Source organism: Rhodovulum sp. DZ06 (genome assembly GCF_050586345.1).
GTDB lineage: Bacteria > Pseudomonadota > Alphaproteobacteria > Rhodobacterales > Rhodobacteraceae > JBOCEF01.
The window spans coordinates 1-25,035 of record NZ_JBOCEF010000058.1 but is presented as its reverse complement, the minus strand read 5'-3'; the positions used below and the strand labels follow the sequence as shown (position 1 = coordinate 25,035).

Below are 25,035 nucleotides of genomic sequence, written 5' to 3'. Positions count from 1 at the left end.
CCCCCCCCCCCCCCCCCCCCCCCCCCCCCCCCCCCCCCCCCCCCCCCCCCCCCCCCCCCCCCCCCCCCCCCGCCCCCTCCCGGGCCTCGAAATTTCCCGCGGGAAGGCTTGACCGGGAGGGGGCGCGTCACCAGCTATGTAAATGTGAATAACATTCACATCACCTGAGAACGGGAATGGAGATTATGGAACGCATCAAGGACTGGCTGATTCAGGCGCAGGCGCAGCTGGATGAGTGGGGGAGGCCCGCCTGGATCGCCCTCATGGTCTTCGGCTTCGTCTTCTTCGGCCCCCTGGGGCTGGTGGTTCTCTTTTACATGATCTGGAGCGGACGCATGGGCTGCAGCAAATCCGAACGCAAACATCGCTTTGGCCGCAAGGGCTTCGCCCCCACCGGCAACTCCGCCTTCGACGCCTACCGCGAGGAGACGCTCAAGCGCCTCGAGGAGGAGCAGGGCGCCTTCGAGGCCTTCATGGAGCGCCTGCGCAAGGCCAAGGACCAGGCCGAGTTCGACCAGTTCATGGACGACCGCCGCCGCCCCTCGGGCGCCGCGGTGGAAGGCCAGGCCGTCTGATCCGGCCGATCCGCAAAGCGCGCTTCCGCCGCCCCCTCGCCGGGGCGGCGTTTTCGCTTCGGAAACGACGCCATGCGCAAGATTCCACTGGAAGGCGCGGCCCGGGTTGCACAGAATGAGGGTCGACAGGGACAGCTGACAGGCCACAGCGCATGAGCCACCACCAGGGGCGGATCGCACCCCAGTTCTTCGTGACGGCGCCGCAGCCTTGCCCGTACCTGGAAGGGCGGGCGGAACGAAAGCTGTTCACGACCCTGCGCAACCCCGACGCGGCCCAGGTCAACGACATGCTCTCGCTGCGCGGGTTCCGCCGCAGCCAGGGGGTGGTCTACCGCCCCTCCTGCCCCGGATGCGCCGCGTGCCTGTCCACCCGCATCCCGGTGGCCGACTTCCGCCCCTCGCGCACCCAGAAGCGGATCGCGAAGCGCAACGCCGACCTCAAGCGCCGCGCCCTGCCCCCCGACGCGACCGAGGAGCAGTACCGCCTGTTCCGCCGTTATCTCGACGCCCGCCACGCGGATGGCGGGATGGCCGAGATGGACGTGTTCGAATTCGCCGCGATGGTGGAGGAGACGCCGGTGCGCACCCGGATGGTGGAGTACCGCGCGCCCGATCCCGACGGCGGGCCCGACGCGCTGGTCGCCGCCTGCGTGACCGACGTGCTGAAAGACGGGCTGAGCATGGTCTACAGCTTTTTCGAGCCGTCCGAGCGCGCCCGCTCCCTCGGGGCCGCGATGATCCTCGACCATGTCGAGATCGCCCGCACCGCGGGGCTGCCTTACGTCTATCTCGGCTACTGGGTCCCCGGCTCGCCCAAGATGGCGTACAAGGCGCTCTACCGCCCGTTCGAGGTGCACCAGAACGACCGCTGGATCCGGGTCGAGGACGCGGGCGAGGTCGAGGTCGACGCCGACGCGGCCGAGATGGACCCGGTGGCCGACCAGGTCGCGCGCCTGCTGCAGGGCTGAGGCCCGCCAGCGGCGCAGGCGGCCGGGCGCCCCGGGCGGCGCGTCCCCCCAAGCATCCCCTCAAAGCGAACCGGCCGGCCCCGCGCGGGGACCGGCCGGCTGCATTTCATCCCCCCGGCCGCGGCCGGGGCGCGGCGCGTCAGGACGCCTTGCGGCGCGCGCGCACGGCGCCGAGGCCGCCCATGCCCGCCAGCAGCATCCACGCCGCCGCCGGCAGCGGCACGTCCGAGGACCCGCCGGTGACCGGGCCGTCCTGCAGCTCGACCAGCTTGGCGGCCGCGAACTGGGTCAGGAACCCGCTCGGGTCGGCGTTGAAGGCCGCGAGGTCGAACAGCGCGTCGAAATCGCCCGCCGGGTCGCTGATCGGGCGCGAGGCCGGCTCGTAGGTCGCGAACAGGCCGGTGCTGGTGATGATGTTGTTCAGGTAGCCCGCATCGTCGAGCTGCTGGCCCAGCGCGGCATAGCCGGTCAGCCCGCCATAGGTGAAGCTGAACGCGTCATCCGCGTCCTCGTCGGTGATCAGCACCACCGTCTTCACCGTGTTGTTGCGCCAGCCGGCCGAGCCGAACAGCACGCCGCCCGGCAGCACCGAGGCGACAGCGGCCAGCGCGTCCTCGGTCCCGCCGAAGGTCTCGCCCGCGGCGGTCGAGAGCGCGGCGGCCAGGGTCGGCACGCTGCCGGTGATGGCCTGGTCGAGCTCGAGGCACGGGTCGCCCGCCCCGCAGTCGACGCCGAGGCCGAGCGAGGCCTCCTCGTAGGTCACCAGGCCGGCATGGACCGTGTTGATGGACGCATCCGCGGTCAGCCCGTTGATGAAGGTGGAGATGTTGGCGCTCAGGTCGGTGAATTCACCGTCCATCGAGCCCGACTGGTCGATCACGAACATGATGTCGACGTCGAAGTTGGCGGCCATGGCCGGCGCGGCGCCGAGCGACGCGGCAAGCGCCCCGGCAAGAACGGTACGATACATGGAAAGACTCCTCGTACAGCCGATCGCGTGCTGCACGGCACGGAAGATCAGCGACAGTAATGAAATTACACCCCTGCGGCAGGTTCGGATGAGCACGTGACAATCCGGGCGAACGCTAAAAAATGTCGCCCGGATTCAGATCCGAAGCAGGTAACCCCGTAAGCAGTTCCTGAACCAACGTTCAGACCCCGCAAAAACCCTAACGCATTATTGAAAATCGGTCAGCCCCCTCGGCCCGCTCATGAACATGACGCCGTGAAAATCCCGCAATTCCAACGCGAGAACGCGAAAGCGCCCGGCCATTCGACCGGGCGCCCACACGAATAAGGCGAAATGGGGCGAATTCCTTCGCCCGATGCGGGGCGAATCAGGCGCCGGCGCGATTCGCGATCAGGTCGTCCACCACCGAGGGATCGGCCAGGGTCGAGGTGTCGCCCAGCGCGCTCACCTCGTTCTCGGCGATCTTGCGCAGGATCCGGCGCATGATCTTGCCCGAGCGGGTCTTGGGCAGGCCCGGGGCCCACTGGATCACGTCGGGCTTGGCGATCGGCCCGATCTCGCGCCGCACCCAGGCCTGGAGCTCCTTCAGCAGCTCGTCCGTGGGCTCCACCCCGTTCATGAGGGTGACGTAGCAGTAGATCCCCTGCCCCTTCACCTCGTGCGGGTAGCCGACCACGGCGGCCTCGGCGACGGCCTCGTGCGCGACCAGCGCCGACTCCACCTCCGCCGTGCCCATCCGGTGCCCAGAGACGTTGATCACGTCGTCCACGCGGCCGGTGATCCAGTAATAGCCGTCCTCGTCCCGGCGGCAGCCGTCGCCCGAGAAGTAGTAGCCCTTGTACTGGCTGAAATAGGTGTCCATGAACCGCTGGTGGTCGCCATAGACGGTGCGCATCTGGCCCGGCCAGCTGTCGGCGATGCAAAGAACGCCCTCGACCCCGTTGCCCTCGATCACCTCGCCCGAGGCGGGCTCGAGCACCACCGGCTTCACGCCGAAGAAGGGCGTGGTGGCCGAGCCCGGCTTGGTCGGGGTCGCGCCCGGCAGCGGGGTGAGCAGGTGGCCGCCGGTCTCGGTCTGCCACCAGGTGTCGACGATGGGGCAGTTCCCCTTGCCGACCACCTCGTCATACCACTTCCAGGCCTCGGGGTTGATCGGCTCGCCCACCGTCCCGAGGATCCGCAGCGACGACAGGTCGTGCTTCTCGACCCAGCTCGTCCCCTGCCCCATCAAGGAGCGCAGGGCGGTCGGCGCGGTGTAGAACTGGTTCACCTTGTGCTTCTCGCACACCTCCCAGAACCGGCCCGCATCGGGATAGGTGGGCACGCCCTCGAACATCAGCGTGGTCGCGCCGTTCGCCAGCGGCCCGTAGACGATGTAGCTGTGGCCCGTCACCCAGCCCACGTCGGCGGTGCACCAGAAGATGTCCCCCTCGTGGTAATCGAACACCGTCTCCATGGTGTAGGCGGCGTAGAGCAGGTAGCCGCCGGTCGAATGCACCACGCCCTTGGGTTTGCCGGTGGAGCCGGAGGTGTAGAGGATGAAGAGCGGGTCCTCGGCGTTCATTTCCTCGGGCGGGCAGTCGGCGGAGACGGTCTTCGCCTCCTCGTGCAGCCAGAAGTCCCGGCCCGCGCGCCAGGCGACCTGGCCGCCGGTGCGGCGCACGCAAAGGCACTTCACGTCGTCGTCGCAGCGCTGCAGCGCGTTGTTGCAGTTGTCTTTCAGCTTGGTCGCCTTGCCGCCGCGGGGCGCGTGGTCGGCGGTGATGACCACCTTGGCCTCGGAATCGTTGATCCGGTCGGCCAGCGCATCGGCCGAGAAGCCCGCGAAGACGATGGAGTGGATGGCGCCGATCCGGGCGCAGGCCAGCATGGCGTAGGCGGCCTCGAGGATCATCGGCAGGTAGATCACCACCCGGTCGCCCTTCTTGACCCCGAGCTTCTTGAGCACGTTGGCGAAGCGGCAGACCTCTTCATGCAGTTCGCGATAGGTGACGTTGCGATGGGTGGCGATGTCGTCGCCTTCCCAGATGATCGCCACCTGGTCGGCGCGGGTCGCGAGGTGCCGGTCGATGCAGTTGGCCGAGACGTTCAGCGTGCCGTCCTCGAACCATTTGATCGAGACGTTCCCGTACTCGTAGTTCGTGTTCTTCACCCGCGTGTAGGGCTTGATCCAGTCGAGGCGCTTGCCCTGCTCGCCCCAGAAGGCGTCGGGATCGGCGATGGAGGCGGCGTAGAGCTCTTCGTATTTCGCGGCGTCCACATGGGCGCGGGCGGCGGCTTCGGCCGAGGGGTGGCGCATGGCGTCGGACATCTGGTGGTCTCCCGAAAGAACTGGTTCGCGTTCGGGGATCGCGCGTCCGGGGGCCGGGGCGCAATTCTCCCTTGGTCGCAAAACGCTGCAACTGCGGCGCTGGGCCGCCGTCCGCCGCCCCTCCCAAGGCGGCCGGACGGGCATGACACAGCGAAAAGGCGGCCCCCGCAAGGGCCGCCTGTCCTCAATCGTCGGTTCCCGGACGCCCGGGCGGGGCGGCCCTTCGGGCGGCCCCGCCCGAAGGGCCCCGTCAGATGGCCCCGTCAGATCGCGAGGTATTCGTGGCGCAGCGCCTCGTTGTCGAGCACCTCCTGCGCGGTGCCGTCGAACACGACCTGCCCCATGTCGAGGATGATCGCCCGATCCGAGAGCTTGAGCGCGCGGACCGCGTTCTGCTCGACCAGCACCGTGGTGATGCCGAGCTTCTTGATCTCCCGCAGGGTCTTCTCGATCTCATCCACGATGACGGGGGCGAGGCCCTCATAGGGCTCGTCCAGCAGCAGGAGCTTGATGTCGCGCACCAGCGCCCGGCCGATGGCCAGCATCTGCTGCTCGCCGCCCGAAAGCGTCACGCCCTCCTGCTTGCGCCGCTCCCCGAGGCGGGGGAACAGCTCGTAAACCCGCTCGATGGACCAGCCATGCGGCGGGGCGATCTGCGCCAGCTGCAGGTTCTCCTCGACCGTCAGGCCGGGGATGATGCGCCGGTCCTCGGGGACGAGCTGGATGCCGTTCTGCGCGGCCTGGTGGGCCTTCATCTCGTGCACCGGCTTGTGGTCGAGCCAGATCTCCCCGTGGGTCAGCTGCGGGCTGCCCACCTGGGCGATGGAGCGCAGGGTCGAGGTCTTGCCGGCGCCGTTGCGGCCCAGCAGCGCGACGATCTCGCCCTCGTGGATGTTGAAGCTCACGCCCTGGACGATGTAGCTCTCGCCGTAATAGGCGTGGATGTCCCAGCACGAGAAGAAGGCCGGGGCGGTCCCGAGGTTCTGCGTGTTCGGGGATTTCTTGACGCGTGCATATGCGCCGTCGTCGATGATGGTCATGCGTGCGCCTCCCCGAGGTAAGCTTCCTGGACCTTCTTGTTGCCCTTGATGTGCTGCGGATCGTCCTCGACGATCACGTGGCCCTGGGCGAGCACCGAGATGCGGTCGGCGAGCGAGAACACGACGTGCATGTCGTGCTCGATCACCACGAAGGTCACGTCCTGCTCCTGGCTGATGCGCTTGAGCAGGTCGATGGTGTTGTTGGTGTCGGCGCGCGCCATGCCCGCCGTCGGCTCGTCGAGGAGCAGCAGCTTGGGCTTCTGCACCAGGCACATCGCCATCTCCAGCCGCCGCTTGTTGCCGCGCGACATGTTCTTGGCGAGCATGTTGCGGTCATCGGCGAGGCCCATGTCCTCGAGCGTGGCCAGCGCCATGTCGCGGATCTCGGCCTCGGTCGACAGCCCGTTCCAGAAGTTGAGCTTGAACGCCCCGTCCCGGCGCGCCAGCGCGGGGATCATGGTGTTCTGCAGCACGTCCAGGTCCTCGAAGATCTCGGGGGTCTGGAACACGCGGGACACGCCCATCTGGTTGATGACATGCGGCTTCTGGCCAATCAGCGACCTGCCGTCGAAGGTCACCGCCCCGGTGTCGGGCACGAGGCGCCCGACGAGGCAGTTGAGCAGCGTCGACTTGCCCGCCCCGTTCGGGCCGATGATGGCATGCACATGCCCTTCCTCGACCCGCAGGTTGACGTCGTCGAGGGCCTTCAGACCGCCGAAGCGCTTGTTGACGTTCTGGATTTCAAGGATCGTTCCCATCGGTCCCTCTCCCTCACTCGGCCGCCTGGGGCGCGGCGCCGGCGCCGCCCCCGGAGGTTTTCTTCGACCGGCCCGTGACCGCGCCCAGCAGCTTGTCGGCGCCTTCCATCAGCCCGCCGGGCAGGAAGATGACGATCAGCATGAACAGGACCCCGAGCGTCAGGTGCCAGCCCTCGCCCACGAAGGCGGCGGAGACGGAGACCATGACGTCCTGGAGGCCGCCGGGCAGGAAGCTGAAGATGTCCGCCAGCTCGGTCTTGTTGAACGCCGAGAAGATGTTCTCGAAGTACTTGATCAGGCCCGCGCCCAGCACCGGGCCCAGCAGGGTGCCCGCGCCGCCGAGGATGGTCATCAGCACGATCTCGCCCGAGGCGGTCCACTGCATCCGCTCGGCGCCCGCCAGCGGGTCGGTCGCGGCCAGCAGCCCGCCCGCGAGGCCGGCATACATGCCCGAGATCACGAAGGCCGCCAGGGTGTAGGGCTTGGTGTCGAGGCCGGTGTAGTTCATCCGGTTCTGGTTCGACTTCACCGCCCGCAGCATCATCCCGAAGGGCGAGCGGAAGATGCGCATCGACAGGTAGAAGCAGGCGATCAGCACCACGGCGCAGACATAGAAGCCGACGTTGAACTGCAGGGTCATGCCCGCCAGCTCCATCTCGGTCGTCGAGTTCATGTTCATGCCGAAGAGATTGGTCACCGGGAGCGACCCGTCGGAGGCGCCGTCGAGGATCCGCGCGTCTTCAAGCGTGACCTGCAGGCCCGTCTCGCCGTTGGTGATCGGGGTGAGCACCGAGTAGGCGAGGTTGTAGCACATCTGCGCGAAGGCGAGCGTGAGGATCGAGAAGTAGATCCCCGAGCGGCGCAGCGAGATGAAGCCGATCAGCAGCGCGAAGAGGCCCGAGACCACGACCGCGAAGATGATCGCCGGCAGGATGTTCATCGACAGCAGCTTGTAGGACCACACCGCGGCGTAGGAGCCGACCCCGAGGAAGGCCGCGTGGCCGAAGGACAGGTAGCCGGTCAGGCCGAACAGGATGTTGAATCCGATCGCCAGGATCCCGTAGATCGCGAATTTCTGCAGCAGGTCCGGGTACCCGGCGCCGAAAGGCGCCAGGATGATCGGGCCCGCCAGAACGGCGATGGAGAAGACGATCAGCAGAAGGATGTCGGAGGATTTGCTGTTGGTCATGGCTCAGCTCTCCATCACGCCCTTGCGCCCCATCAGACCGCGCGGGCGGGTCAGAAGGATCACGACGGCGACGAGGTAGATGATGATCTGGTCGATGCCGGGCAGGATGTTCTTCACCTCGTTCATCGAGGCGAAGGACTGCAGCACGCCCAGCAGGAAGCCCGCGGCGACGGCGCCCGGAAGGGACCCCATGCCGCCGACGACGACCACGACGAAGGAGAGGACCAGGAAGTCCATCCCGAGGTGGTAGTCCGGCGACAGGATCGGCGTGTACATCACGCCCGCCAGGCCCGCGACGGTGGCGGCGAGGCCGAACATCAGGGTGAAGCGGCGGTCGATGTCGATGCCGAGGATGCCCACGGTTTCACGATCCGCCATGCCCGCGCGCACGACCATGCCGAAGGTGGTGAACTGCAGGAAGCAGAACACGGCGGCGATGATGGCGGCGGAGAACAGGAAATAGACGAGACGCCAGGTCGGGTAGACCACCGCGCCCGCCTCGAAGCCGAGGGCCGCGCCGAAATCCATCATCCCCTGCACCTGCTCGGGCGCCGGCTGCGGGATCGGGTTCGCGCCGAACCAGGCCTTCACGATCTCCTGGATCACGATGGCGAGGCCGAAGGTCACCAGGATCTGGTCCGCGTGCGGGCGCTTGTAGAAGTGGCGGATCAGGCCGCGCTCCATCGCGATGCCGGCGAGGATCATCACCGGGATGGCGATGATGATCGACAGCGGCACCGACCAGTTGATCATCGCCGCGCCGAAATCTCCGAACCAGTCCACCGCGTAGGGCGTGCGGATCTCCATCGGGGTGCCCCAGGCGGTCTTCTTGATCGGGTCGAGGAAGACCTTCTCGGCCGTGAGCAGCATGTTGAACGAGACGGCGCAGAAGGCGCCGAGCATGAACAGCGCGCCATGGGCGAAGTTGACCACCCCCAGCGTGCCGAAGATCAGGGTCAGGCCGAGGGCGATCAGCGCGTAGGCGCTGCCCTTGTCGAGCCCGTTGAGGATCTGGAGGACGATCGCGTCCATCGTCATGGCTCCGTGTTGCAAGAATGCGAAAAGACGCGACCGGCCCGGCAGGCCGACCGTCGTCGCCGCCCGTCCCGGGCGGCGCGGCGCACCGTGCGCGCCGCATGTGAAGAGGGGGGGCTGGCGGAAGGCGGGCCGCGGACGGTCCGCCCTCCTGGTCGCCGCGGCGCCCGCGCCCCCGTCACGGGAAGGCGCCGGTCAGGCGTCCCCCGGCCCCGGGGGACGCCGCCGCGACGGTCGGCCGATCAGCCGGCGTTGCACTCGCCCAGGGCGCCGCCCGCGAACATCGGGTGGTTCGGCTCGTAGGTGACCTGGCTCGCCGGGGTGACGTCGACGACCTCGAGAAGGTCGAAGTTCGAGGTCGGGTTCTCCTTGCCCTTCACGACCAGCACGTCCTTGAAGCACTGGTGATCTTCGGCGCGGTAGAGGGTCTTGCCGTTGCCCATGCCGTCGAACTCGAAGCCCTCGAGGGCCTCGACGATGCCGCAGGGGTTGAAGGTGCCGGCGCGGGCGGCGGCGTCGGCATAGAGCAGCGCCTGCACGTAGCAGGTGTGCGCGGCCTGGGACGGCGGGAAGCCGTATTTCTGGCCGAAGGACTTCACGAAGGCCTTGGAGCCTTCATCCTGCAGCGACCAGTGCCAGTTGGTGGACCCGAAGATGCCCTTCACGTTCTCGCCGGCGCCCTGCGCCATGAGGCGCGAGTAGAGCGGGACGACGACTTCGAACTTCTTGCCGTTGACCATCTTGTCGCGCAGGCCGAACTGCACCGCCTGGGACAGGGAGTTCACCATGTCGCGGCCGTAGTGGTTCAGGATCAGCACGTCGGCGCCCGAGTTCAGCACCGGGGTGATGTACTGCGAGAAGTCGCCGGCGCCGAGCGGGGTGCGGACCTTGTTGACCGTCTCCCAGCCGAGGCCCTCGGTGGCCGCCGCGATCGACTCTTCCTGGGTCCAGCCCCAGGTGTAGTCGGCGGTCAGGTGGTAGGCCTTGCGGTCGGCGCCGTAATTGGCCTTGAGCACCGGCGCGAGGGCCGCGCCCGACATGTAGGCGTTGAAGAAGTGACGGAAGCCGTTCGCCTTCTTGTCCTTGCCGGTGGTGTCGTTGGAGTGGGTCAGGCCGGCCATGAAGATGACGCCCATCTCCTGGCACAGGCCCTGGACCGCGATCGCCACGCCCGAGGAGGAGCCGCCGGTGATCATCACCGCGCCGTCCTTCTCGATCATGCGCTTGGCCGAGGCGCGGGCCGCGTCCGACTTGGTCTGGGTGTCGCCGGTGACGAACTCGACCTTCTTGCCGTTCACGCCGTTGCCGGTCAGGGCCTTCGACGAGAAGGTGTTCAGCATGCCGCCGTCGCCTTCGCCGTTGATGTGCTCGACGGCCAGCTGGTAGGCGCGCAGCTCGTCCGCGCCCTCGTCGGCATAGGCGCCGGTCTGGGGCACGTTGAAGCCGAGGGTCACGGAACCGCCGGTCGGCTCGTTGGTGTAGGCGTAGGCCGGACGGCGCCACAGCGTGGGCGCGGCGAAGCCGGCGCCGGCGACGGCGCCGGTCTTGAGCAGGCTGCGGCGGCTGAAGTTCATGAAGTCACCCATTGAATCCTCCCGATCCCTGTTGGGTCCCCGTCTGGGGGTGTCGGTCATGCGCCGCATCTTCGGGCCCTCCCGGCCCGGCTGCGGCGGCGAGCAGGCAGGCCCGCTCCGCACCGACTATCCGTCGAATCGGTCAAGAAATCAACAAGGCGTTGACTTACAACGATTTTTCAGTCAAGATTTTGCTTTGTGCAACCGCAACACCGTAAAGTTTTCACCTTGCGCCGCAGCAAGGGGCTGAAAAGGGCCGCAAAAATGAACCCATCCCATGCGCTGCGTGCAAACCCGGTTTGCCCGCAGGAGAAGGAAAACTCCGCTGACCGCCCCGTTCATCCCCGGCGCCCCTGCGGCGCAGGCGCGCAGACCTGACGCAACGGAGAGGCCCCCATGCCCCGCACCATGATCGGCATGCGCATCCGCGAACGCCGCCGCGCCCTCGGGATCAAGCAGGGCGAACTGGCCCGGCGCCTCGGCATCTCGCCCAGCTACCTCAACCTGATCGAGCGCAACAAGCGCGGCGTCACCGCGCCCCTCGTCCTCGCCGCGGCGAAGGAGCTCGGCCTGCCCGCGGGCGCGCTCGACGGCGCCCAGGAACGGCGGCTGGCCGAGCAGATGGACGAGATCGCCGCCGATCCCGACTTCCGCGACCTCGGCCTTGCGGATGCGGAGGGCGAGGAGCTGGTCGGCCGCCATCCCCAGTGGGCCCGCGCCATCGCCCGGGCCTGGACCGCGGCGCGCCCCCCCCGCCGCTCGGCCGCCGCGCTGTCGGACCGGCTCTCCCACGACCCGTTCCTGTCGGACGCGGTGCACCGGATGCTGACCAACATCGCCGCCATCCGCTCCACCTCCGAGATCCTGGAATCGGTCGAGGACATCGAGCCCGCCCAGCGCCGCCGTTTCCACGAGATCCTGTCCGCGGAATCGCGCCGCCTGTCCCAGGTCGCCGAATCCCTCGCCCAGTTCTTCGACCGCGCGCATGAAACCGAAACGGCCTCGGCCCCCGGCGAGGAGGCCGAGGAGGCCTTCGCCGCCGTGCGCCACCGGGCCGAGGCGCTGGAGGAGGCGGCCGAGGCCTGGCATGCCGACCGCGGCGTGCGCCCGACGCTCGAGGGCGGCCCGCCGCTGGGGCTGGAGCGCGCGCTGGCCGCGGCGGCCTCGGGGGCGGGGGCGAAGCTGGTCTCGGAGGACCCCGAGGACCCGGCGGGCCGCCACGCCCGCATCGCGCCCGACGGCGGATCGCTGATCCTGCCCCCCGGCGCGCCCCCGGCCGAGCGGCGCGGGGCGCTGGCGCTGGCCGCCGCGCGCTCGGTCATGGCCCCGGCGCTGAAGACCGCCGCCGCGGCGCTGCCGGGCCTGTCGGGCGAGGCGGCCCGGGACGCCGCGCGCCGGGCGCTGACCGACGCCGCCGCGGACGCGCTGCTGATGCCCTATGACGACGCGGTGTCCGCGGGGACGCGGATGGGCTGGGACGTGGACGCGCTGGCGGCGCATTTCGGCGTCTCCTTCGCCCAGGCCGCCCGGCGCATCACCGCGCTGACCCGGGCCGAGGCCGCCGCCCCGCGCGCCGCCTACGCGCTGGTCAACGCCGCGGGCGCGACGCTGCAGCGCCGCCCGCTGCCCGAGATCGCCCTGCCCCGCTACGGCGCCGCCTGCCCGCTCTGGTCCGTCTACCGCGCCCTGTCCGAGCCGGGCCGCACCCTGCGCCAGGCGGCGGAGTTCCCGGACGGGCAGCGGGTGGTGTTCGTGGCCCGGGCCGAACCCGCGGGCGGCTCGGGCTGGGGGCGGCTCGGGCCCGTGCGCGCGGCGCTGATCGCCTTCCCGGGCGAGGCCGCGGACGCCACCGTCTACGCCCCCGCCCCGCGCGAGGAGGCCGAGCCCGTGGGCCCCAACTGCCGCATCTGCGCCCGCATCGGTTGTCCGCACCGGGCCGAGGACCCGGTATTCGGATCATGACCCGCCCCGAGACGCCGAGGCGGGGCGGCTTTCCCGCCCCCCCCCGCCTCGACCGTTGCGACGAATTGAAGTATGCGCAAACGGACGTCGCCTTTACTGAACAGAATCAGAATCCGCCCTGCAAGATGAGCAACCGCCTCCTGCCCTCCATCGCGCCAGAGGACGCCCGGATCCGCATCGGGCGGGCGCGGCGCGTGCTGGGCGCGGCGGTCAGCATCGGCGTGTTCGGAACCGCGGGCTGGGTGCTGCTCGAAGTCTCGTACAACCCGGCCATCGCGGGCGAGGCCGCCCCGGCGCGCATCGCCGCCATGGTCGCGCCCTTCCTGTGGCCGCTCAGCCTGCTGGCCGCGGTGCAGGGGGGCTTCGCCTTCCTCGCCGGGCGCCCCGACGCGGTCTGCACCGGCGCGCGCTTCGTGGTGCGCGACTGGCGCGGCGTGGTGCGCATCCCGGTCGAGGAGGTGGCGGCGGTGGAATTCGACCCGACCGGGTCGCGCCTTCACTTCGTGCATCACCACGAGGCCGACGCCCGCGCCGCGGGCCGCGCGGACCGGCCGTCCGAGGCGGACCTGTGGCGGTTCGATTTCGGCGCCGTCCGCCGCAAGGACCCCGAGGTGCAGCAGGCGCTCGAGGCGTTCGGCGCGCAGCTTCCGCCGCGCAGCTTCGGGGTGTCCGAGGCGCTGATGCGCCACCGCGCGGCGCTGCGCCGCCAGGCCATGGGGCGGCTGTTCTGGAACAGCGCCTGGGCGGCGGCGATCGTGCTCGGCGTGTTCGGCCTGCTGCCGCGCTTCGCGCCCAGCGTCCACGCCGCGATCCTCGCGGCCATGGGCCTCTGAGCGGGGCGCGCCGCGTCCGCCGCGCGCCCGTCCCGCGCCCCGCCGGCCGTCAGATCCGGCTTTCGATCTCGGCGACGTCGAGGCCCATCTTCTCCATGCCCTCTTCGAGCAGGTCCGCGAGCAGCGGCGCGCCGAGCAGGTAGTCTTCGGTCGGCCCCTCGCGGGCGGCGCGGGCGGTGGCGACCAGCTCCTCGAACTCCTCCGCGTCGCCGTCGCCGCGGCCGAGCCAGTAGAGCGCGACCAGCTCGGCCTGCTCGCTGTCGGTCATGTCGGCGATCCAGCTGCGCAGCTCGTCCTCGGACGGGTCCCCGCCGCGATCCTCGAGCACCGAGGCGTCGCCGTCGTCATACTCGGCGCCGTCGGAGGTGTCGGCGTCCTTCACGTTGACCTCGCGCGCCTTGACGATGATCCAGGCGAGGGTCTCCAGCGGCAGTTTCAGTTCCATGGCTTTCATCCCGGTTGCGGTCCGTTCTCAGGCGGCCCTGCGGCGGGCCGTCCGCCCGCCTCGCGCAGATTGGCATGGCGGGGGGGAACGGGTCGTTGATCGAAAACAAATGTCGGCGCCGGGCGGGTGGGTTTTCAACCCCCCGCCGCCGCGCTTTCGCGCGCGCCGCCCCCGCGCCCTCGCGCGCGCTGGACGAAGCCCGCGCGCGGCGCCATACAGATCGCCATGACCGACGATCGCTCCGAAGGCCCGCACCCGGGCCGCATCATGCTTGCAACCCCCACCCGGTTCGACCCCGCGGCGCTGGCCCCCAGGCTGGCCGACGCGCTGGCGACGGGCGAAGTGGGCTGCGTGCGCATCGACCTTCCCGGCGCGGAAGAAGACGAGATCCGCGCCGCCGCCGACGCGCTGCGCCCGGTCTGCCACGCGGCGGACGTGGCGATCATCCTGTCGGGGCATTACCGCCTCGCGGCGCAGCTCGGCCTCGACGGGGCCGAGGTGGAGGCGCGCGGCGTGAAGCTGCGCGACGCGCGGGCCGAGCTCGGCAAGGACGCCATCCTCGGGGCCGCCTGCGGCGACTCGCGCCACGCGGGCATGACCGCGGCCGAGGCGGGGGTGGATTACGTGCTGTTCCGCCCCTACCGGGCCGAGGGCGACCTGGGCGACGGGACCGAGGCGAGCCTCGACCTGTTCCAGTGGTGGGCCGAGATGATCGAGACCCCGGTGGTGGCCGAGGGCGGGATCGAGGCGCCCGAGGCGCGCGAGCTGGCCCCCTACGCCGATTTCATCATCCCGTCGGTCTCGATCTGGGAGGACGACGTGGCCGCCGCCGTGCGCGCCTTCGCCCGGATCATCGAGGTCGCGGGCTGAGCGGCGGCGCTTCGGGCGCCCCTTCCGCTGCACGCGAGAACGATCCTGCGCCCGGCCTTCCCGCCGGGCGCTTTCATTTTGTCTTCACCGCCGCCGCCGCCCCGCGCATCCTTCCCGGGCGCCCTGCCCCCCGAGTCGCCCGAAGGACCGCCGATGCCTGCGAAACACGCCTTCGCCGCCGTTCTCGCCGGGGGACTCGCCGGGGCCCCCGCGGCGGCCGACACGCTGATCGCCAACGTGCCGATCGCCTTCCATGACGGCGGCGCCGGGCCGGTCCCCGGGCCCTATGGCTTCGCCACCCAGACCGCGCCGATCCGCCGGCTGCCCGACCTGCGCTACGCCATGGACGGGGACCCGAATTCCGGCGTGTCCCTGCCGCGCGGCTCCTACATCGTGCTGGGCTTCGGCGACGGCTACGTGATCGACGGGCCGGGAAACGACCTGTTCATCTCCGAGCCCGGCGCCGGGCAGGAGGATGCGGAGGTCTACGTCTCCCCCGATTTCGGGCGCAGCTTCACCTATCTCGGGCGCGCCTACGGGGCGCGGCTGACCGAGCTCGACCTCGCCGATATCGGCTACACGCAGCGGGTGACGGCGGTGAAGATCGTCGGGCTGGACAATGGCGGCGACGCGCCGGGCTTCGACGTGGCCTTCGTGCGCGGGCTCGAGGGCAGCGCCGTTCTCGCGCCCGCCTTCGAATGCTGCCACTGACGGCCCGCGTGGCGGCCCGCCCGAGCGCCCGCGTCAGTCCTTGAACACTTCGGCGGGCGGCGGGCCGAGGCGGCTCTCCACCCCCGCGCGCACCAGCGCGTCGCAATGGGCCGTCAGCTCTTTCCTGCCCTTGAAGTCCTTGGCGCGGACCGGCTCGTGGAACACCACCTCGGCCACCCCGCCGAAGGAGCGGGTGAGCAGCACCAGCGCGTGCGCGCCGAAGCCCATGTCGCCCCACCAGCCGTAGAACGCCTTCGGGCGCCCGCCGCCGGGTTTGGGGCGATAGACGACCGAGACCGGCTGCACCCAGGTGCGGTCCTTTAGCTCCTCGGTGAAGAACACCGCGAACAGGGTCGATTTGAACGGCAGCACCCGCAGCGCGTCGGACGAGGTCGCCTCGGGGAAGAACAGCAGCTGCTCGCCCGCCTCGATCCGCGCCTGCATCTCCTCCTGCTGGCGCTTGGCATGGGACCGCTTGCGCTCGATGAACATCGTGCCCGCGGCTTTCGCGAGAAAACCGATGGCCGGCCAGCCCGCGACGGCGGCCTTGGAGACGAAGGTGACGGGCGCCGCGCCCAGCAGCACCACGATGTCGGTCCAGGAGGAATGGTTGGCCACCAGCGCGCCGCCATGGGGCATCGGCCGGCCGGTGCGGCGGATGCGCAGGCCGATGCAGGCGCAGATCAGCCGCGACCAGGCCATCGCCACCGCGAGGCGCGGTCGGCGCAGCGCCGGAAAGCGCCCCTCGAGCCACTTGAGCGGCAGGAACGGGACCAGGCAGACCAGCGTGGCGAGGGCGGCCAGGAGCGCACGCGGCACGGCCAGCGCGATGCGCCAGGCCTCGGGGCGCGGCAGCTCCAGGTACTCGGCGCCGTCCCAGGTCTCGTCCGCGCCGCGGGTCCGGCGGGGGGCGGGGGTTTCTCCGGGGGCTTCGGGCGGCTCGCCGTCGCGGGCGGCGCGCTGCGCGGCGCCCTCGCCGTCCGGCAGGCCGCCATGCAGTTCGGGATCGTCCACGCCCGAGAGGTGCGGCGGCGGAACGTGCTCCTCGCCGCTCATGCGCCGGGCTCCGCGCCGTCCTTGCCATAGCTGTCGCGATAGCGCTGGACCATGCGGGTGGTGTCCATGACCACGCAGACGTCGACCGTGTTGAACTCGTGATCCACCCAGGCGCCTTCGCCGAAGAAGCAGCCGAGGCGCATGTAGCCCTTGATCAGCGGCGGGATCTGCTTGAGCGCCAGCTTGCGGTCGATCTCCTCGGCCGGGACCAGGTCCATGGGCGCGAAGTGATCGCTCCGGGCGCGCACCCGCAGGTCCTCGGGCGCGAGGCGCTCGTGGTGCAGGTAGGACAGCGCGTGGGCCAGCGGCGCCGGGTCGTCGCCGTGGAAGCTGGCGACGCCGAACAGGATCTCGATGCCGTTCTTGGTGACGAACTCGCCCACCCCGCCCCAGAGCAGGTGGACGCCCACCCCGCCGCGATGCTCGGCGGCGATGCAGGAACGGCCGAGCTCGACCACCTTGCGCGGGTGGTTCTCGAGCTTCTCGAGGTCGTATTCATTGGCGCCGTAGAAGCCGATCCCGGCGCGCGCGCGCTCCCCGGTCATCAGCCGGTAGACGCCCACGACGCGCTCGTCGGGGTCCTTCACCTCGCGGTCGATCAGCAGAAGATGCTGGAAATGCGGGTCGTAGCGGTCCCGCTCGCGCCGGTCGGCGGCGTCCTCGGGGGACGGCTTCGCGCCCATCTCCTCGACGAAGACGTGGTAGCGCAGCCGCTGGGCCGCGGCGACCTCGGCGTCCGTTTCGGCCAGACGAACCTCGTATCGACCCTGTTCGATCGTCATGGAAAGACGCGCGCTCCGTTCACAATTCGCGCCCGGGCGGCCGGTCGGCCATCCGTCCGCAGGTCGTCGGCGACGCTGCACGGGGGCCCTGCGCGAAGGTGCGCGACCATATTCCGAGGCCAAACGGGACGCAACCGGACCGGGCGTGCCGCAAGCGCGCAGGCCCGGGCCGGGACCCGTCGGGGCGCGGCCGGGCCGGGGCCCGCGCCGGGGGTCACCGGCCGCGCGGATCGGGCAGCAGCTGCAGCGCCACCGAATCCCCCACGAAGACCCGCTTGCCCGCGTGCTCGAAATTCACCGTGACGCGGCCGCCGATGGCGGATTGCACCTGGCCGACGCCCCAGTCCGGCTCTCCGGGGTGAAGAACAAGGTCACCGGGGGCCAAAAGTTCGTTCATTGGTAACTTTTCCTTCGCAGTGTTTAACTCGAGTCGCCCCGCGGTAGAGCGGGACGAAGGCGAGACCCGCTGCGGGACATTCCCCCGGGTCCGCCCCGCGGCGCGGCGCCCGGACCGCCGGGCGCGCGCCGGCATCATCGCGCATCAGGACGGCGCGCAACAGGGAGGACCCCGCATGAACATCGCCGACCCGACCCTTTCCCCCGACGCCGGGCTCGCGCCGATCGGCCCGGCCTGGCTCGCCTCGCTGGTCAGCAGCCGGATCTGCCACGACCTGATCTCTCCCGTCGGCGCGGTGTGCAACGGGGTCGAGCTGATCGAGGAATTCGGCGCCGCGGGCGACCAGGAGATGGCGCTGATCGGGGACAGCGCGCGCTCGGCCGCCGCCCAGCTGCAGCTGTTCCGCACCGCCTTCGGCGCCGGCGCGCACGAGGCGGAGTACTCGCTCGACCAGCTGCGCAAGGTGCTCGACGGGCGCTTCGCGGCGGAACGCGCGGGGATCGCCTGGCGGCTGGAGCCGGGGCGCACCACCACCCGGCTCGGGGCGCGGCTCTGCGCGCTCGGGACGCTGGGGGCGGCGGCGGCCCTGCCCCGCGGCGGCGACATCACGCTGTCGGAACCGGCGCCGCACACGCTCCAGGTCGCCGCCTCGGGGCCGATGCTGCGGATCGACCCGGACGCGCCGCTCTGGACCGCGGGCAAGCCCGGCGGCCGCGCGCCCGAGCCGCGGGACGTCCACTGGCTCGCCGCCCGCGCCTTCGCGCAGGAGGGCGGCGCCGCGCTGGCGCTGACCTCGGACGAGGCGGCGCTGACCTTCACCATCGCCCTGCCCGAACCCAAGGGCTGAGTGAGGGGCCCGGAGACGCCGTCCGCCTTCGGGGGAAGCCGCGGACGGCGCGGCCCCGCGGGTCCGCCCGCCCCACCGCCCGCGCCAGGGGAACAGGCGCGGGCGGCGGCGGGCGGCGCCCTCGGGGCCGGAAGGGGCGGCGGCCGGGCGTGGGGCCCGGCGCCGCCCTTTCACATGCGCCGCGGCCCCGGGCGGGACGCGGCGGCGGCGGCGCCCGCGCCCCGACGGGGCGCGCGGCCGGGCGGCGCGGGGGCCTTGCGCCCCCCAGGGCCCGGCCGCCCCTCCGGCGCAGCGTCCCCCGCAACGCGAAACGCCGCCCCCGGTCCCCCGGCGGCGGCGTTCCCCGTTCAACGCGGCAGGCGCAACGCCCGCTCGGCCCACCGGCTTCAGGCGACCGGCTTCAGACCGGCGCGGAACCGGCGCATGTTGGCCTGGTAATGCTCGGCCGAGCGCAGCAGCCCCTGCATCGCCGCCTCGTCCAGCTGCCGCACCACCTTGCCCGGCGAGCCCATGACCAGCGAGCCGTCGGGGATCTCCTTGCCCTCGGTGATCAGCGCCCCCGCGCCGATCAGGCAGCCCTTGCCGATCTTCGCGCGGTTCAGCACCGTCGCGCCCATGCCGATCAGCGAGCCGTCGCCGACCTCGCAGCCATGCAGCATCGCCTTGTGGCCCACCGTCACGTTCTTGCCGATGCGGATCGGGCAGCCCGGATCGGTGTGCATCACCGTGCTTTCCTGGATGTTGGAGCCCGCGCCGATGCGGATCTCCTCGTTATCGCCGCGGATGGTGCAGTTGAACCAGACCGAGGTCCCGCTCTCCAGCACGACATTCCCGATCACCGCCGAGCCCGGCGCGACCCAGTAATCGCCATCCTCGGGCGTTTTCGGCGCGATGCCGTCGAGTTCGTACAGAACGCTCATTCCAGTCCCTCCCTGAATTCGCGGTCGAGCCCCTGGACGAAGCCCGTCAGGCCGGGGCGGCGGGCCCGGCGCAGCCGCTCGGCCGCGAGAATCGCCCGGATCTCCGCCTCGCAGCGGTCCAGGTCGTCATTCACCAACACGTAGTCATATTCGGCCCAGTGGCTGATCTCGTCCCGGCTTTTCGCCATCCGGCCCGCGATCACCTCGTCCGAATCCGAGCCGCGGGCGCGCAGGCGCCGGTTCAGCTCGGCGATCGAGGGCGGCAGGATGAACACCGACACCACCGCGTCGCCCAGCGCCGAGTTGCGCAGCTGCTGCCCGCCCTGCCAGTCGACGTCGAACAGCACGTCCCGGCCCTCGTCGATCTTCGCCTCGACCGGCCCGCGCGGCGTGCCGTAGCAATTGCCGAACACCTCGGCATGTTCCAGCAGCTCCCCGGCCCCGACCATGCGGTCGAACTCGGCGCGTTCGCGGAAATGGTAGTGCACGCCGTCCTCCTCGCCCGGCCGCGGCTTGCGCGTGGTGACGGAGATGGAGAAGCCCAGCGCCTCGTCATCCGCCAAGAGGCGGCGCGAGAGGGTGGATTTGCCCGCGCCCGAGGGCGAGGAGAGGATGAAGAGCAGCCCGCGCCGCTTCTCCACCCCCGCGCGGGCGGCGTCATGGGCGGGCGGGGTGGTGTTCTGTGCCTGCATGGTGCTCATTCGATGTTCTGAACCTGCTCGCGCATGCGGTCGATGACGGTCTTCAGCTCGAGCCCCGCCTCGGTCAGCGCGGCGAAATCGGCCTTGGAGCAGAGGGTATTCGCCTCGCGGTTAAATTCCTGCGTGAGGAAGTCGAGCTTGCGACCCGCGGGGGCGCCGGAGGCGGCCAGCGCGCGGGCGGCGGCGACATGGGCGTGGAGGCGGTCGAGCTCCTCGGTCACGTCGCCCTTCACGGCGAGAATCGCGAGCTCCTGCGCCAGGCGGCCCTCCTCCAGCGGCTGGCCCGCGGCCGACAGGATCGCCGAGAGGCGGCGGCGCAGCGCGGGGCCCTGGGCGGCGGCGCGCTCGGCCGCGGCCGCGGCGGCCTCGCGGGTCAGCGCCTCGATCCGGTCGACCTGGGCGGCGAGGATCTTCGTCAGCTCCGCCCCTTCATCCGCGCGCATCTGCGCCAGCGCGTCCAGCGCCGCTTCGCCATCGGCGAGGATCAGGGCGTTCTCGGCCGCGCGCAGCTCGGGGTCGTCCTCGGGCTCGGCCCGCTCCAGCACGCCCTTCTGGGCGAGCAGCGCGTCGAGCGAGAGCGGCGCGGGCGCGAGGCCGGCTTCCTCGACCCGGTCGCGCAGGGCGATGGCCGCGGCCAGCAGCGCGTCGACGGCGGGGGCGTTCAGGGCGAATCGCGGGGCCGCGGCCTCGGGGCGTTCCGAGAGGCGCAGCGCGATGGAGACGTTCCCGCGGGTGAAGCGGGCGGCGGCGGCGGCGCGGATCGCGGGCTCGATCTCGTCCCGCCCCTCGGGGCCGCGCCAGCGGATGTCGAGCCCGCGCGCGTTGACCGAGCGCATCTCCCACCGCCAGGACAGCGCGCCATGGGTCCCCTCGCGCGCGGCGAATCCGGTCATGCTGCGCAGGGTCATGGGCGAGTCTCCGTTCGGCCTGCGCGCCGGTCGGATCGCCCCCGGGGGGCGTCGGCGCGCGGGGCGAACCTAGCCGGGCGCGGGGCGGGGCGCAATCGCGCGCGGGCCCCGTTCCGGGCCGGACCAGGGCGGGTTCGACGGGCGCCGGGCCGGCGCCGCAGCGCAGCGCGCCCGGGTGCGCACGCGGCGTTCACAGCTCTTCAAGCATCTGAAACCGCGCCTTTTTCACCCGGGGGTTGCATCTAAGTCTATGAGAAGCTGCGCTTTAGGATAGTCCTTCCATCCACCGGCGCGGATTGCGCCGCGCCGCGCCGCATTACATCATGGGAGCGGAGGCAATCTTCGTTAAAATCCTGTTGTTAATATTGAAGTCGAACCAAATGCCACACGATCCGCGCTACCAGAGTGATGCGCGGCATTCAGCGAAAACCCGCGCCATCGAGGCGCCGAGAGGTCGAACGACCCCGGCGCCGGGAAATGTCACTGGACTGAGCAGGATTGTGGTAAAATAATGAGAAAATACGTCAGGTTCGACAGGCTCATGGATCACCCCAACACCCAGGCGCTGCACGGCTACTGGAACGAGCTGCGCGCAGGCCGCGACGCTCCGTACCGGTCGGAAATCGACCCGCGGAAGATCCGCGGCGCCCTGGAAACCATGTTCATTCTTGAAACCACGCCCGAGGGCGGGCTGCGCTTCCGCCTCGCCGGCACCCGGCTGTGCGAGCTGGCGGGCGAGGAGCTGCGCGGCCGCTCCGCCGACACGCTGATGATCTTCGGGCACGAGCGGGAGCTGACCTCCACCGCCCGCCGCGTGCTCGAAGAGCCGGGCGTGGGCGTGATGCGGGTGCGGGCCGAGCACCAGCGCGAGCCGGGGCTGGAGAGCTGGGCTGGCGAGATCCTGCTGCTGCCGATGCGCTCGGAGCTGGGCGAGATGACCCGGATCCTGGGCGCGGTGAACCTGGCCGAGCCGCCCGCCCGCAGCCGCGGCGCGATGGACCTGCGGCTGCGCTGCCTCGGCGCGCGGATGCTGGACATCGACGTCGATCCCGACCTGGCCCTCGGGGCCCGCGACTACCCGCAGCGCGAGCGTCAGCGCGCCGCCGCGGGCCTGTCGGAAGCGGGGGCGAGCTTCCACCGCACCGGCGAGGGGCTGCGCCCCAACGGCCCGCCCGCGCTGGTGGCGATCGAGGGCAATCCCGGCGCCGGCGGCGACAAGCCGCGCAACCGCGGGCACCTGAAGCTGGTCCGCGACTGAGGCCCGGGCGCTCCGCGCGCCCCGGACCTGGCCCCGGACCCGGCCGACCGACGACCTGGACCCTGGCGGGTCCCGGCCCCCAACGCCCGGCGGAGCGGATGCCGCCCCGGCGCCTGAAGCGCGCCGCTCTCCCCCAGACCTGCCTTGAGACCGTCGCCGCCCATTGGCGCGCGCCCCGTGACGGCGCGCCGCCGGGCGGCGGCCACCCGTCGTCCATGACCCCGTGAACATGGGCGGCGGCCAGGCGGCGCGGCGGCGGCGACGCGCGGCGGACATTCGGTTTCCCGTCCGACCGTTGCGGCGCGCCCTGCACCGCCGGGTCCGGGCCGGAGCGAACAGGCTTCCCCCTTGAACGCTCCGGTCCGGGCTTCCCGGGCCCCTTCCTCTCGGCCCCGCCTCCCGTCCCCCCGTCCCCCCGGCCCCGATTCTCAGGCGGGGATGCCGGCCATGAACCGCTCGAGATCGCCATAGCCGGTGAAGCGCCGCGCGTGCCGCAGGCCGAGCCGCGCCGCGGCCTCGCGCGCCCGCGCGTCAAGCTCGGGGTCCTCGGTCTGCGCCAGGTGGACCAGCGTCTCGTACCCGCCGAACAGGTCGTCCCGAAGCTCCGGCGCGCGGTCGAGGCCCATGGGTTTCCACACGAAGGCGTCGAACTGCCGGACCAGGAAATCGGTGAGGTAGAAGGCCCGCATCTCGGCCTCCCCGCGGGCGGCGAAGGCGTCGTTCCCGTCGAAGAAGCTGTAGCAATGCGGGCCGGGGATCAGCTCCAGCCCCTTCTCGGCGCAGAGCGCCTCCAGCGCGCCGCCGGTGCCGCAATCGGCGTAGAGCACCTTGATCCGATCGGCCGGGCGCGGGTCGGCTTCGGCCAGGGCCGCGACGGCGCCGGGGATCAGGTCGGGGCGCAGGTGCAGCTCGGCCGGAAGGCAGCGCAGGGTCAGGTGGTCCCAGCCGTTGAGGGCGATGAGCGCGCGAATCTCGCGCGCCAGCGCCCCGCAGGCGATCAGCAGGGTGGTTCCGTCATCGGCCTTCGCCGCCTGCGGGGACACGAGCGCGCGCGGCGGCGGCGCGGCGGCGAGGCGCGCGGCCCGCCCGCCCCTGCGCCCGCCGCGGCGGGGGGATTCGGTCGCGGGCGTCGCCGCCCCGTCGCGGCCCCGGTCCGCGCCGCCATCGCCGTCGCCGGTCCAATCCTCGGTCACGGTCTTCCCCCTCGATGCCCTGCGCCCGCGCCGGTCCCGCGTCGTCGCCGGGCGCGGGACGCTGGACGCGGGAAGGGCGTATCGCGCGCCGCGCGCCGCCTGGAACGCCCCGCCCCGCCCGAAACGCAACGGGGACGGCGATCCACCCGGACCGCCGCCCCGCCGATAGACGTCGCCGATGCGCGTTCCCGGTCCGCGATCACGCGGCCTGGTTGCGCTCCGCCACCAGGCGCTTCGCCGTCTCCACCGCCACGGCGGCGTCGCGGCAATAGGCGTCGGCGCCGATGGCCTTGCCGAATTCCTCGTTCAGCGGGGCGCCGCCGACCATGACGATGTGGTCGTCGCGGATGCCCTTCTCGATCATCGTGTCGATCACCACCTTCATGTAGGGCATGGTGGTGGTCAGCAGCGCCGACATCCCGAGGATCTCGGCCCGGGTCTCGGCCAGCTTCTCGAGGTAGTTCTCCACCGGGTTGTTGATGCCGATGTCGTAGACCTCGAAGCCCGCGCCTTCCATCATCATCGACACCAGGTTCTTGCCGATGTCGTGGATGTCGCCCTTCACGGTGCCGATCACCATCGCGCCCTGGCGCGGGGCGCCCGTCTCGGCCAGAAGCGGCTTCAGGATCGCCATGCCCGCCTTCATCGCGTTGGCGGCCTGCAGCACCTCGGGGACGAACAGGATGCCGTCGCGGAAGTCGATGCCGACCACGGTCATGCCCGACACCAGCGCCTTGGTCAGGATGTCGTAGGGCTGCCAGCCGCGCTCGAGGAGGATGTTCACCGCCTCGGCGATCTCGTCCTTCATGCCGTCATAAAGGTCGTCATGCATCTGCTCGACCAGCTCGTCGTCGTTGAGCTCGGACAGGATCAGTTCTTCTTCATCGGCCATGAGTCACTCGGTCTCCGGGGAAGGCGTTTCTGCAGGGAACCATAGCGTCAAACGCTCGCCGCCCGAAGGACGGAACGCGACGGAATGCACAGGTTTTTACGACCTCGCGGCGGTTTTGCCGCGGGGGAGAATTCAGGCCGAGGCCGAGGCGAGCATCCGCAGCCGCTCGATCATCGCCTTGAGCCCGTTGGACCGCTGCGAGGACAGGTGATCCTGCAGGTCGAGCCGCGCCAGCTCGGCCATCGCGTCCGTCTCGAGGATCTCGGCCGGGGTGCGCCCGGAATAGAGGGCGTGGAGCACGGCGATCAGCCCCTTGACGATCAGCGCGTCGCTGTCGCCCTTGAAATGCAGGCGCTTGGGGGGGCCGTCCTCGAGCTCGGGCGCGATCCAGACCTGGCTGGCGCAGCCGTCGACCTTGGTCTCCGGGCCCTTGAGCGCGTCGTCCATCGGCGCCATCGCCTTGCCCATCTCGATCACGTGGGCGTAGCGGTCCTCCCAGTCCTCGAGGAACTCGAAATCGGCGACGATGTCTTCGAAGGCCTGGGGCGCGGGCACGGGGCGTCTCCTCATGGATCCGGGGTCGGGGCGTGACTTAGCCCCCGACCCGGCGCGGGGCAAGGGCGGGCGGGCGACGGGCGGCGATTCGCCGGGGCCGGGGAACCGGGGGGCAGGCCCGACAGGGCCAGAGAGCTGGGGGCAGGCCCGTCAGGGCCGGGGCGGGCGGGCGATGCGCCGGGGCGCAGCCCCGCGCGAGTCCCGCCCGCCGCCCCCGCGCGCGCAAGCGAAAAGGGGCGGACCCGCAGGCCCGCCCCCTTCACCAGCGATCCGCAAGGCCCGTCA

General features: G+C 71.0%; 25 protein-coding genes. 8 read left to right on the top strand and 17 right to left on the bottom strand.

Annotated features, from left to right (window positions below):
• Positions 1-176: 176 nt before the first annotated feature.
• Both ACQ5SO_RS19000 and ACQ5SO_RS18995 read left to right on the top strand, forming a co-directional pair.
• Positions 177-575: a DUF2852 domain-containing protein gene (locus ACQ5SO_RS19000; RefSeq protein ID WP_430943219.1), complete on the top strand. Its 399-nt coding sequence runs from the start codon at positions 177-179 to the stop codon at positions 573-575.
• Between the two features lie 152 nt (positions 576-727).
• Positions 728-1,543, top strand: a complete 816-nt coding sequence (locus tag ACQ5SO_RS18995; RefSeq protein WP_430943218.1) for an arginyltransferase — start codon at positions 728-730, stop codon at positions 1,541-1,543.
• Between the two features lie 139 nt (positions 1,544-1,682).
• On the opposite strand, the gene ACQ5SO_RS18990 is transcribed toward ACQ5SO_RS18995, so the two are convergent.
• The 7 genes from ACQ5SO_RS18990 to ACQ5SO_RS18960 form a co-directional block, all read right to left on the bottom strand.
• The gene (locus ACQ5SO_RS18990; RefSeq protein WP_430943217.1) at positions 1,683-2,513 is read right to left on the bottom strand and encodes a VPLPA-CTERM sorting domain-containing protein; all 831 of its coding nucleotides are present in this window, start codon (positions 2,511-2,513) and stop codon (positions 1,683-1,685) included.
• Positions 2,514-2,880: 367 nt separating this feature from the next.
• On the bottom strand, positions 2,881-4,824 hold the full coding sequence (gene acs, locus ACQ5SO_RS18985; RefSeq protein WP_430943216.1) for an acetate--CoA ligase: 1,944 nt from the start codon (positions 4,822-4,824) through the stop codon (positions 2,881-2,883).
• 263 nt (positions 4,825-5,087) lie between these two features.
• Positions 5,088-5,864 carry an ABC transporter ATP-binding protein gene (locus tag ACQ5SO_RS18980; RefSeq protein WP_430943215.1) on the bottom strand — a complete coding sequence of 259 codons (777 nt, stop codon included), beginning with the start codon at positions 5,862-5,864 and terminating at the stop codon, positions 5,088-5,090.
• The gene (locus ACQ5SO_RS18975; protein WP_430943214.1) at positions 5,861-6,622 is read right to left on the bottom strand and encodes an ABC transporter ATP-binding protein; all 762 of its coding nucleotides are present in this window, start codon (positions 6,620-6,622) and stop codon (positions 5,861-5,863) included. The genes ACQ5SO_RS18980 and ACQ5SO_RS18975 overlap by 4 nt, the downstream gene beginning before the upstream one ends.
• A 13-nt stretch (positions 6,623-6,635) precedes the next feature.
• Positions 6,636-7,811 (bottom strand): branched-chain amino acid ABC transporter permease, encoded by a 1,176-nt coding sequence (locus ACQ5SO_RS18970; protein WP_430943213.1) that lies wholly within the window; start codon positions 7,809-7,811, stop codon positions 6,636-6,638.
• Between the two features lie 3 nt (positions 7,812-7,814).
• Complete coding sequence (locus ACQ5SO_RS18965) at positions 7,815-8,843, bottom strand: branched-chain amino acid ABC transporter permease (RefSeq protein ID WP_430943212.1); 1,029 nt, start codon at positions 8,841-8,843, stop codon at positions 7,815-7,817.
• A gap of 245 nt (positions 8,844-9,088) precedes the next feature.
• Complete coding sequence (locus tag ACQ5SO_RS18960) at positions 9,089-10,432, bottom strand: substrate-binding protein (RefSeq protein WP_430943211.1); 1,344 nt, start codon at positions 10,430-10,432, stop codon at positions 9,089-9,091.
• A 384-nt stretch (positions 10,433-10,816) separates the two neighbouring features.
• Between ACQ5SO_RS18960 and ACQ5SO_RS18955 the strand changes: the two genes are divergently transcribed.
• Both ACQ5SO_RS18955 and ACQ5SO_RS18950 read left to right on the top strand, forming a co-directional pair.
• Positions 10,817-12,382: a short-chain fatty acyl-CoA regulator family protein gene (locus tag ACQ5SO_RS18955; RefSeq protein WP_430943210.1), complete on the top strand. Its 1,566-nt coding sequence runs from the start codon at positions 10,817-10,819 to the stop codon at positions 12,380-12,382.
• A 125-nt stretch (positions 12,383-12,507) separates the two neighbouring features.
• Complete coding sequence (locus ACQ5SO_RS18950) at positions 12,508-13,215, top strand: hypothetical protein (RefSeq protein ID WP_430943209.1); 708 nt, start codon at positions 12,508-12,510, stop codon at positions 13,213-13,215.
• 49 nt (positions 13,216-13,264) lie between these two features.
• Here ACQ5SO_RS18950 and ACQ5SO_RS18945 read toward each other — a convergent pair whose 3' ends face one another.
• Positions 13,265-13,660: a DUF3775 domain-containing protein gene (locus ACQ5SO_RS18945; RefSeq protein ID WP_430943208.1), complete on the bottom strand. Its 396-nt coding sequence runs from the start codon at positions 13,658-13,660 to the stop codon at positions 13,265-13,267.
• 225 nt (positions 13,661-13,885) lie between these two features.
• Between ACQ5SO_RS18945 and ACQ5SO_RS18940 the strand changes: the two genes are divergently transcribed.
• The gene (locus ACQ5SO_RS18940; RefSeq protein ID WP_430943207.1) at positions 13,886-14,530 is read left to right on the top strand and encodes a thiamine phosphate synthase; all 645 of its coding nucleotides are present in this window, start codon (positions 13,886-13,888) and stop codon (positions 14,528-14,530) included.
• 153 nt (positions 14,531-14,683) lie between these two features.
• A complete protein-coding gene (locus ACQ5SO_RS18935) occupies positions 14,684-15,241 on the top strand; it encodes a hypothetical protein (protein ID WP_430943206.1) in 558 nt (185 codons plus the stop codon).
• Between the two features lie 33 nt (positions 15,242-15,274).
• Here ACQ5SO_RS18935 and ACQ5SO_RS18930 read toward each other — a convergent pair whose 3' ends face one another.
• From ACQ5SO_RS18930 to ACQ5SO_RS18920, 3 genes are all read right to left on the bottom strand, one after another.
• Positions 15,275-16,297: a lysophospholipid acyltransferase family protein gene (locus ACQ5SO_RS18930; RefSeq protein ID WP_430943205.1), complete on the bottom strand. Its 1,023-nt coding sequence runs from the start codon at positions 16,295-16,297 to the stop codon at positions 15,275-15,277.
• On the bottom strand, positions 16,294-17,079 hold the full coding sequence (locus tag ACQ5SO_RS18925) for a GNAT family N-acetyltransferase (RefSeq protein ID WP_430943204.1): 786 nt from the start codon (positions 17,077-17,079) through the stop codon (positions 16,294-16,296). Before ACQ5SO_RS18925 ends, ACQ5SO_RS18930 begins: the two co-directional genes overlap by 4 nt.
• 214 nt (positions 17,080-17,293) lie before the next feature.
• Positions 17,294-17,476, bottom strand: a complete 183-nt coding sequence (locus ACQ5SO_RS18920; protein WP_430943203.1) for a DUF3553 domain-containing protein — start codon at positions 17,474-17,476, stop codon at positions 17,294-17,296.
• Between the two features lie 175 nt (positions 17,477-17,651).
• Here ACQ5SO_RS18920 and ACQ5SO_RS18915 point away from each other — a divergent pair, with 175 nt between their 5' ends.
• Positions 17,652-18,323: a histidine phosphotransferase family protein gene (locus ACQ5SO_RS18915; RefSeq protein ID WP_430943202.1), complete on the top strand. Its 672-nt coding sequence runs from the start codon at positions 17,652-17,654 to the stop codon at positions 18,321-18,323.
• A gap of 386 nt (positions 18,324-18,709) precedes the next feature.
• On the opposite strand, the gene ACQ5SO_RS18910 is transcribed toward ACQ5SO_RS18915, so the two are convergent.
• The 3 genes from ACQ5SO_RS18910 to ACQ5SO_RS18900 are packed head-to-tail and all read right to left on the bottom strand — an operon-like array spanning position 18,710 to position 20,852.
• Positions 18,710-19,243 carry a gamma carbonic anhydrase family protein gene (locus ACQ5SO_RS18910; RefSeq protein ID WP_430943201.1) on the bottom strand — a complete coding sequence of 178 codons (534 nt, stop codon included), beginning with the start codon at positions 19,241-19,243 and terminating at the stop codon, positions 18,710-18,712.
• The gene (gene gmk, locus ACQ5SO_RS18905) at positions 19,240-19,935 is read right to left on the bottom strand and encodes a guanylate kinase (RefSeq protein WP_430943221.1); all 696 of its coding nucleotides are present in this window, start codon (positions 19,933-19,935) and stop codon (positions 19,240-19,242) included. Before gmk ends, ACQ5SO_RS18910 begins: the two co-directional genes overlap by 4 nt.
• Positions 19,936-19,940: 5 nt before the next feature.
• On the bottom strand, positions 19,941-20,852 hold the full coding sequence (locus tag ACQ5SO_RS18900; protein WP_430943200.1) for a YicC/YloC family endoribonuclease: 912 nt from the start codon (positions 20,850-20,852) through the stop codon (positions 19,941-19,943).
• Between the two features lie 511 nt (positions 20,853-21,363).
• On the opposite strand from ACQ5SO_RS18900, the gene ACQ5SO_RS18895 reads away from it, so the two are divergent.
• Positions 21,364-22,110: a PAS domain-containing protein gene (locus ACQ5SO_RS18895; protein WP_430943199.1), complete on the top strand. Its 747-nt coding sequence runs from the start codon at positions 21,364-21,366 to the stop codon at positions 22,108-22,110.
• Between the two features lie 428 nt (positions 22,111-22,538).
• Here ACQ5SO_RS18895 and ACQ5SO_RS18890 read toward each other — a convergent pair whose 3' ends face one another.
• The 3 genes from ACQ5SO_RS18890 to ACQ5SO_RS18880 all read right to left on the bottom strand — a co-directional run bounded on the left by ACQ5SO_RS18890 (position 22,539) and on the right by ACQ5SO_RS18880 (position 24,765).
• Positions 22,539-23,153: a DUF1638 domain-containing protein gene (locus tag ACQ5SO_RS18890; protein WP_430943220.1), complete on the bottom strand. Its 615-nt coding sequence runs from the start codon at positions 23,151-23,153 to the stop codon at positions 22,539-22,541.
• Positions 23,154-23,502: 349 nt separating this feature from the next.
• Positions 23,503-24,195: a corrinoid protein gene (locus ACQ5SO_RS18885; protein ID WP_430943198.1), complete on the bottom strand. Its 693-nt coding sequence runs from the start codon at positions 24,193-24,195 to the stop codon at positions 23,503-23,505.
• 132 nt (positions 24,196-24,327) lie between these two features.
• The gene (locus ACQ5SO_RS18880) at positions 24,328-24,765 is read right to left on the bottom strand and encodes a SufE family protein (protein ID WP_430943197.1); all 438 of its coding nucleotides are present in this window, start codon (positions 24,763-24,765) and stop codon (positions 24,328-24,330) included.
• Positions 24,766-25,035: the final 270 nt, after the last annotated feature.